Source organism: Prevotella sp. P2-180 (genome assembly GCF_002251435.1).
In the GTDB taxonomy this organism is placed as follows: domain Bacteria; phylum Bacteroidota; class Bacteroidia; order Bacteroidales; family Bacteroidaceae; genus Prevotella.
On the sequence record NZ_NPJI01000113.1, the window covers coordinates 1 to 7,039 of the forward strand.

The following is a 7,039-nucleotide window of genomic DNA, read 5'->3' on the forward strand; positions in this document are numbered from 1 at the left end:
CGTATAGGTAACTAAGCAGGTAGTCCGCGAAGTGCTTTTCTTCGTGGACAGCCTCTTTGTGCCCTAACGCGTCGTAAAACACTGTATATTGTATCATTTGTGGCATGATTTGAGATTGTGACATCTCAGTTTGTTATATTCTAAGAGGTACAAGTCCGTTTTTCTCATCCGTAAGTTGCCACTTGCCTTTTGGAAACCATGCAAAAACCGACATCTTTCCCCATAATATTCTGATTACATTTGCGGCGGACGTACAACGGTCGGCGCTTCATACCGCCTTGCAGGCGATACGAAGCCTAACTTGTTTTATGTGGTCAGTCAATAAGTTGCAACTGTCTTTGTCTGATTCACGATGCAAAGGTATGAAGGATGTTGCCCCATTGTCCAAACCAGGGGACAAACGGCTCAAAAAGGGACAAAAAAAGACAAAAAGGGACAAAAACTTTAGATTTTGTCCCCAAAACATACAAAAAGGCTGCCCAAACGGACAGCCCTGTACTCTAAAAGTTTTTGGATTTATATGTTCTCACTTTGTCTATAAGCTCTTTGAAATCACGAGCCAAATCCTGTCTGTTGCAGGTTTTGCCTGTACCCTTGTTCCAGTCATTGAAATCAACACTGTTGCGAGCTAACCATTTCTTCAGCGCACCATAACTCACATTCATGGCAAAATAACGATTCATCATATTGACGAAATCCTCTCGCGAACCTTTATAGTATTCATACTTGGTCAGCACGGCATACATGGCAATAGCGTAATCGTTGCATGTGCAATTTTGCCGAGAACCTTCGCGCAACATGTGATCCATCACTGCCAGCACGATTCTTGGCGTGACACTGATTCCCGACTTCCTGACTTGTTCTTCGTCAAACCTGCACTCAAGGTCAAGCCCTTTCACGTCGTTCTTAGCCTCGCACAGCTTACTTGCCATCATGCCGTTGAGCATCTCCAACTCATGTTTCAGAGCACCGCCGGAAATGTCGTTGTAGTAGGCAAGAAGGTTCAATGTCGAAGCCATTCCCTGCATGTTACCATCGCATAGTTCAATCATTCGTTTTGCCGTTTCCTTCAGCAAACGCACATTTTTTTTGTTTTTCCTTCTAATTTTGTCATTATTGATTGTTATTTAGTTAATTATTTACAATTTCGTAGGTTTCATATATCAAAAAACAAAATTAGGAATTAATTCTGACAACTCCAAGCATTTCCACATCATTTTTCCACAAACTCCAATATTCGCGTAACGATAACAAAAGAATCAGGACAACCGTTTCAATCACAGGAAACGTACCTTGATTCATTTCAGCGGTTCAAAGAACCTGTCATGCGACCCAAAAAAAAAGTGAGGAACTACAAGTCCCTCACTTCGTCTATTGTCAAACCTGTTATGTCGGCTATCATTTCCAATGCCAAGCCGTAGGCCTTCATCTTGCGGGCATTTGCAATTTTCTCGTTCTTTTGACCTTCCTTTCTGCCTTCCAGTCGACCTACCTCACGACCTTTCTCCAGTCCTTGCTCCATTCCTTTCTCCAGTCCCTGCCTCACGCCACTGCTGTAAAGCGTGTTTTCCGTGCGGATGATGTCCCAGAACTTGTCGTAGCCGAGAAGTTGTTCGGGAGTGTAGGCCGACTCCTCAACAACCTCCATAGCCTTGTTTATCTCAGGAATGTCGAGCAATTCCTGCGGCACGGTCTCCATATATCCGTCAATCTCTGTGAGATAGCGCAGCCAAAGGACTTGCATCTTCTTCTCGCCCATGGTGTGAGGTGTGAACTTGGGCAGCTCCACAAACACAAGGTGAAGTCCGTCTATCACCTTTTCAGTATGCTTCTCGTGCACCATGCGGTAGTAGTGATAGTATTCGGGAACGTCCTTCAAGAAGACATCGTTGACGAGATTCAGTGAATACACTGGCTCAAGAAGACTGTAGTCCTCCTTCTTGTCGAGCTGGCGCACGTATGCCTTGGCAGAGTTGAACATCACCCTCTGCATGAACTCAGGCGACCATACCATCTGCATCTCCACAATGAACTGCCTCCCACGGTTGTCCTTGCATCTCACATCGACGATGCTGAACTTGCGCAGAGGGTTGTCCGGCACCATTTCGGGTGTCAGATACTCCACACTTTGTATCTCCTCCTCCTTGGTTTGGAAGGGGAGAAGTGCGTTGAGCAGGCTGATTACGAGGTCAGGATGCTCGCCAAACACCCTTTTGAAGGTGAGGTCTGCCTTTGGGTCGAGATAACGTTTTGCCATGATGTTCCTTATATTTTTTGCAAAGATAGGCAAAGTTTTCAAACCAACAAAATTTTCCTCATGTTTTTTTCGGTTGCCTAAAAATATCGTAAGAGCAAAAATTCCCGCAGGGCTGTTATGCCTTCAGCCACATTAAGCTCAGAAGGGGCAACATTGAGCCCCAGAGGGACAGGGGATAGGTCCGTGTCCTGCCTCCTCATTTTTTGTAACATTTGAGATTATATTTTTGAATATTCCTGCGGGACAGTGACCTGTCCCCTGTCCTGTTCATGTCTTTTCCTGATTTCACTAGACACTTTTTCCCTTCATTAACTGAAACCGTAGAAAGCTTTGCAAAGTGCATACTGAATCAATAGACACATGCCTCCAAAACATCCTGTTTTTGTTGACACAGTAATCATGCTGGACTTGCAGAGCCCGAGCTGTCTGATGGGAACTTATGGTATCCATGCGTTGTTATTTCACTGCTATTTTTACACTCTCCTTACCAATCCTGGCTACTACGATGGTGCCTTGCTTGGCAGAGAACGAAACGTTGCCATCTATTGATTTTGCAGTGCCGAGAGCCTTTCCGTCAAGAGCATAGAAGCTGACTGTCTCGTTGTTGTCGAGACCGGAGATGGTGATGAAACCACTGGCTGACTGGATGGCGATGCCACGCTCTTTTACTGATTCAATACCATTGGAGTCTTCGATAGCTTTAATAGTTCCAAAGTCGCTCCAAGGTTTTGTTGTTTTATAAGCCTCGATTGCAGATGCAGGGACGTAAAGTGTAGCATTTTTTATAAAATAAATATTGAAAGCAGAACCGGCTGATGGAACTTCCTCTGCGTAACAATAGACGTTTTCTATATTTTCACAATAATCGAAAGCCCCATATCCAATACTTGTCACAGAAATAGGAATCGTGACGGAGGTGAGGCTACTGCAATAAGCGAAAGCAACATCTCCAATACTTGTCACAGAATTAGGAATCGTAACGGAGGTGAGGCTGCTGCAATAAGCGAAAACCTCACCTCCAATACTTGTCACGGAATTAGGAATCGTGACCGAGGTGAGGCTCTCGCAACGTAAGAAAGCACTATTTCCAATACTTGTCACAGAATTAGGAATCGTGACGGAGGTGAGGCCGCTGCATTCATGGAAAGCCGCATCTCCAATACTTGTCACAGAATTGGGAATCGTGACCGAGGTGAGACCACTGCAATATGTAAAAGCAACATCTCCAATACTTGTGACAGAATTAGGAATCGTGACGGAGGTGAGGCTGCGGCAATCATGGAAAGCTCCTCCAATTATTGTTGATATATTTTCAGGTATGGAATAATGACCTTTATATCTCGTTGGTAAAAAAACAAACATATCATTTACAATAATTGGATGTGTGAGGCTGCTGCAAAGAGTGAAAGCATAAATTCCAATACTTGTCACAGAATTAGGAATCGTGACGGAGGTGAGGCTGCGGCAACCATTGAAAGCCTCATTTCCAATACTTGTCACAGAATTAGGAATCGTGACGGAGCTGAGGCTGCTGCAATAAGAGAAAGCAGAACCTCCAATACTTGTCACAGAATTAGGTATCGTGACGGAGGTGAGGCTGCTGCAACCTTCGAAAGCTCCTCCATTTATTGTTGATATATTTTCAGGTATAGAATAATGACCTTCATATCCCGTTGGTAAAAAGACAAACATATCATTTACAATAATTGGATGTGTGAGGCTGCTGCAACGAGCGAAAGCACTCTCTCCAATACTTGTCACGGAATTAGGAATCGTGACGGAGGTGAGGCTATTGCAATCAGCGAAAGCATTATCTCCAATACTTGTCACAGAATTAGGAATCGTGACGGAGGTGAGGCTGCTGCAATAAGAGAAAGCAGAACCTCCAATACTTGTCACAGAATTAGGAATCGTGACGGAGGTGAGGCTGCTGCATTTCCAGAAAGCATAATCTCCAATACTTGTCACAGAATTAGGAATCGTGACGGAGGTGAGGCCGCTGCATTCATAGAAAGCCTCATATCCAATACTTGTCACGGAATTAGGTATCGTGACAGAGGTGAGGCTGCGGCAATCAGAGAAAGCCCCATATCCAATACTTGTCACGGAATTCGGTATCGTGATTGATGTAAGGCTGCTGCACCCATCGAAAGCATAATATCCAATACTTGTCACAGAATTAGGAATCGTGACGGAGGTGAGGCTGCTGCATTTATAGAAAGCATCACTTCCAATACTTGTCACAGAATTCGGAATCGTTACTGAGGTGAGGCCGCTGCAACCATAGAAAGCCCTTTTTCCAATACTTGTCACGGAATATATTGAATTTTCAAAAGTAATAGATTCGGGAATAACTATGTCACCTGAATAATTTCCGCCCTGCGTTACTGAGGCGGTTGTTCCAAAATAAATGTAATAGTAAATCCCATCCACCTCAACAACACGTGCAGATGCAGAAATTGAGAAGAACACGCTGAGAATGAGCGTTGTCAAACATGCAGTAAATCTTTTTTTCATAATTTCAATAATAATATAATTTAATATTTAACTCACTAAAATCCAATAACTTAATTTAATATTTGCTTATGATTACTTAACTAAATAAAATTGGTCAAGTCGCTGAAAACAAGTAATTTTATAGTGTACTAAGCCGTAAAGATTTACATGAATATTTCAGACTCACTTGACCAATATGTCTTTTCCTGATTTCACTAGACACTTTTTCCCTTCATTAACTGAAACCGTAGAAAGCTTTGCAAAGTGCATACTGAATCAATAGACACATGCCTCCAAAACATATTGTTTTTGTTGACGCAGTAATCATGCTGGACTTGCAGCGCTCGGGCTGTCTGATGGGAACTTATGGTATCCATGCGTTGTTATTTCACTGCGATTTTTACACTCTCCTTACCAATCCTGGCTACTACGATGGTGCCTTGCTTGGCAGAGAACGAAACGTTGCCATCTATTGATTTTGCAGTGCCGAGAGCCTTTCCGTCAAGAGCATAGAAGCTGACTGTCTCGTTGTTGTTGAGACCGGAGATGTTGATGAAGCCTCCTGCCGACTGGATGGCGATGCCACGCTCTTTCACTGATTCAATACCATTGGAGTCTTCGATAGCTTTAATAGTTCCAAAGGCGCCCCATGGATATGTTGATTTATAAGCCTCGATTGCAGATGCAGGGACGTAAAGTGTAGCATTTTTTATATTTGAATCATAGAAAGCATTAGAAATGGTTGATGGAACTGCCTCTGCGTAACAATAGACGTTTTCTATATTTTCACAGTAAGCGAAAGCCACACTTCCAATACTTGTCACAGAATTAGGAATCGTGACGGAGGTGAGGCCGCTGCACCAAGCGAAAGCCCCATATCCAATACTTGTCACGGAATTGGGAATCGTGACGGAGGTGAGGCCACTGCAAGAAGCGAAAGCATCATTTCCAATACTTGTCACCGAATTAGGAATCGTGATGGAGGTGAGGCCACTGCAAGAAGCGAAAGCATTATGTCCAATACTTGTCACCGAATTAGGAATCGTGACGGAGGTGAGGCGTCTGCATCCTTCGAAAGCCCAATCTCCAATACTTGTCACAGAATTAGGAATAGTGACGGAGGTGAGGCCAAAGCAATAGTAGAAAGCCCAATCTCCAATACTTGTCACAGAATTAGGAATAGTGACGGAGGTGAGGCTGCTGCACCAAGCGAAAGCATAATTTCCAATACTTGTCACAGAATTAGGAATCGTGACGGAGGTGAGGCTCTTGCAATAGTAGAAAGCCTGATTTCCAATACTTGTCACAGAATTAGGAATAGTGACGGAGGTGAGGCTGCTGCATCCATCGAAAGCCAGATTTCCAATACTTGTCACGGAATTAGGAATCGTGACGGAGGTGAGGCCACTGCATTCCATGAAAGCCCCATCTCCAATACTTGTCACAGAATTAGGAATCGTGACGGAGGTGAGGCTGCTGCATTCACGGAAAGCATAATCTCCAATACTAGTCACGGAATTAGGAATCGTGACGTAGGTGAGGCTGCTGCATTCACGGAAAGCTCCTCCAATTATTGCTGATATATTTTCAGGTATAGAATAATGACCTTCATATCCCGTTGGTAAAAAGACAAACATATCATTTACAATAATTGGATGTGTGAGGCTGCTGCAATAGCTGAAAACATCATTTCCAATACTTGTCACAGAATTAGGAATCGTGACGGAGGTGAGGCTCTCGCACCAAGCGAAAGCTCCTCCAATTATTGTTGATATATTTTCAGGAATAGAATAATGACCTTCATATCCCATTGGTAAAAAGACAAACATATCATTTACAATAATTGGATGTGTGAGGCTGCTGCATTGATAGAAAGCCCCATTTCCAATACTTGTCACAGAATTAGGAATCGTGACGGAGGTGAGGCCGCTGCATGCATAGAAAGCATGATATCCAATACTTGTCACAGAATTAGGAATCGTGACGGAGGTGAGGCTCTTGCAACGAAAGAAAGCATAATCTCCAATACTTGTCACGGAATATATTGAATTTTCAAAAGTAATAGATTCAGGAATCACTATGTCACCTGAATATTCTTTCTCGCCAGAAGTTACTGTGGCGGTTGTTTCAGAAATGTCATAGTAAATTCCATCTACCTCAACATCGTATGCCAATGCAGAAATTGAGAAGAACAAGCTAAGGATGAGCGTTGTCAAACATGCAGTAAATCTTTTTTTCATAATTTCAATAATAATTTAATACCTAAATTCCGCAGCACTTTAGTTT

General features: G+C 43.1%; 4 protein-coding genes. All 4 read right to left on the bottom strand.

Annotation, left to right across the window (positions count from 1 at the left end; genetic code table 11):
* Positions 1–500: 500 nt before the first annotated feature.
* The gene (locus tag CIK98_RS16920) at positions 501–1,082 is read right to left on the bottom strand and encodes a hypothetical protein (protein WP_141210587.1); all 582 of its coding nucleotides are present in this window, start codon (positions 1,080–1,082) and stop codon (positions 501–503) included.
* Positions 1,083–1,351: 269 nt separating this feature from the next.
* On the bottom strand, positions 1,352–2,257 hold the full coding sequence (locus CIK98_RS16925) for an Rpn family recombination-promoting nuclease/putative transposase (protein WP_094386358.1): 906 nt from the start codon (positions 2,255–2,257) through the stop codon (positions 1,352–1,354).
* A gap of 456 nt (positions 2,258–2,713) precedes the next feature.
* Complete coding sequence (locus tag CIK98_RS18830; RefSeq protein WP_141210588.1) at positions 2,714–4,774, bottom strand: leucine-rich repeat domain-containing protein; 2,061 nt, start codon at positions 4,772–4,774, stop codon at positions 2,714–2,716.
* A gap of 362 nt (positions 4,775–5,136) precedes the next feature.
* Positions 5,137–6,993 (bottom strand): leucine-rich repeat domain-containing protein, encoded by a 1,857-nt coding sequence (locus tag CIK98_RS16940; RefSeq protein ID WP_094386360.1) that lies wholly within the window; start codon positions 6,991–6,993, stop codon positions 5,137–5,139.
* Positions 6,994–7,039 lie beyond the last annotated feature (46 nt).

Bases quoted from the DNA above. Each gene is read 5' to 3' on its own strand.
- CIK98_RS16925 (WP_094386358.1), bottom strand. From the start codon at position 2,257: ATGGCAAAACGTTATCTCGACCCAAAGGCAGACCTCACCTTCAAAAGG.
- CIK98_RS18830 (WP_141210588.1), bottom strand. From the start codon at position 4,774: ATGAAAAAAAGATTTACTGCATGTTTGACAACGCTCATTCTCAGCGTG.
- CIK98_RS16940 (WP_094386360.1), bottom strand. From the start codon at position 6,993: ATGAAAAAAAGATTTACTGCATGTTTGACAACGCTCATCCTTAGCTTG.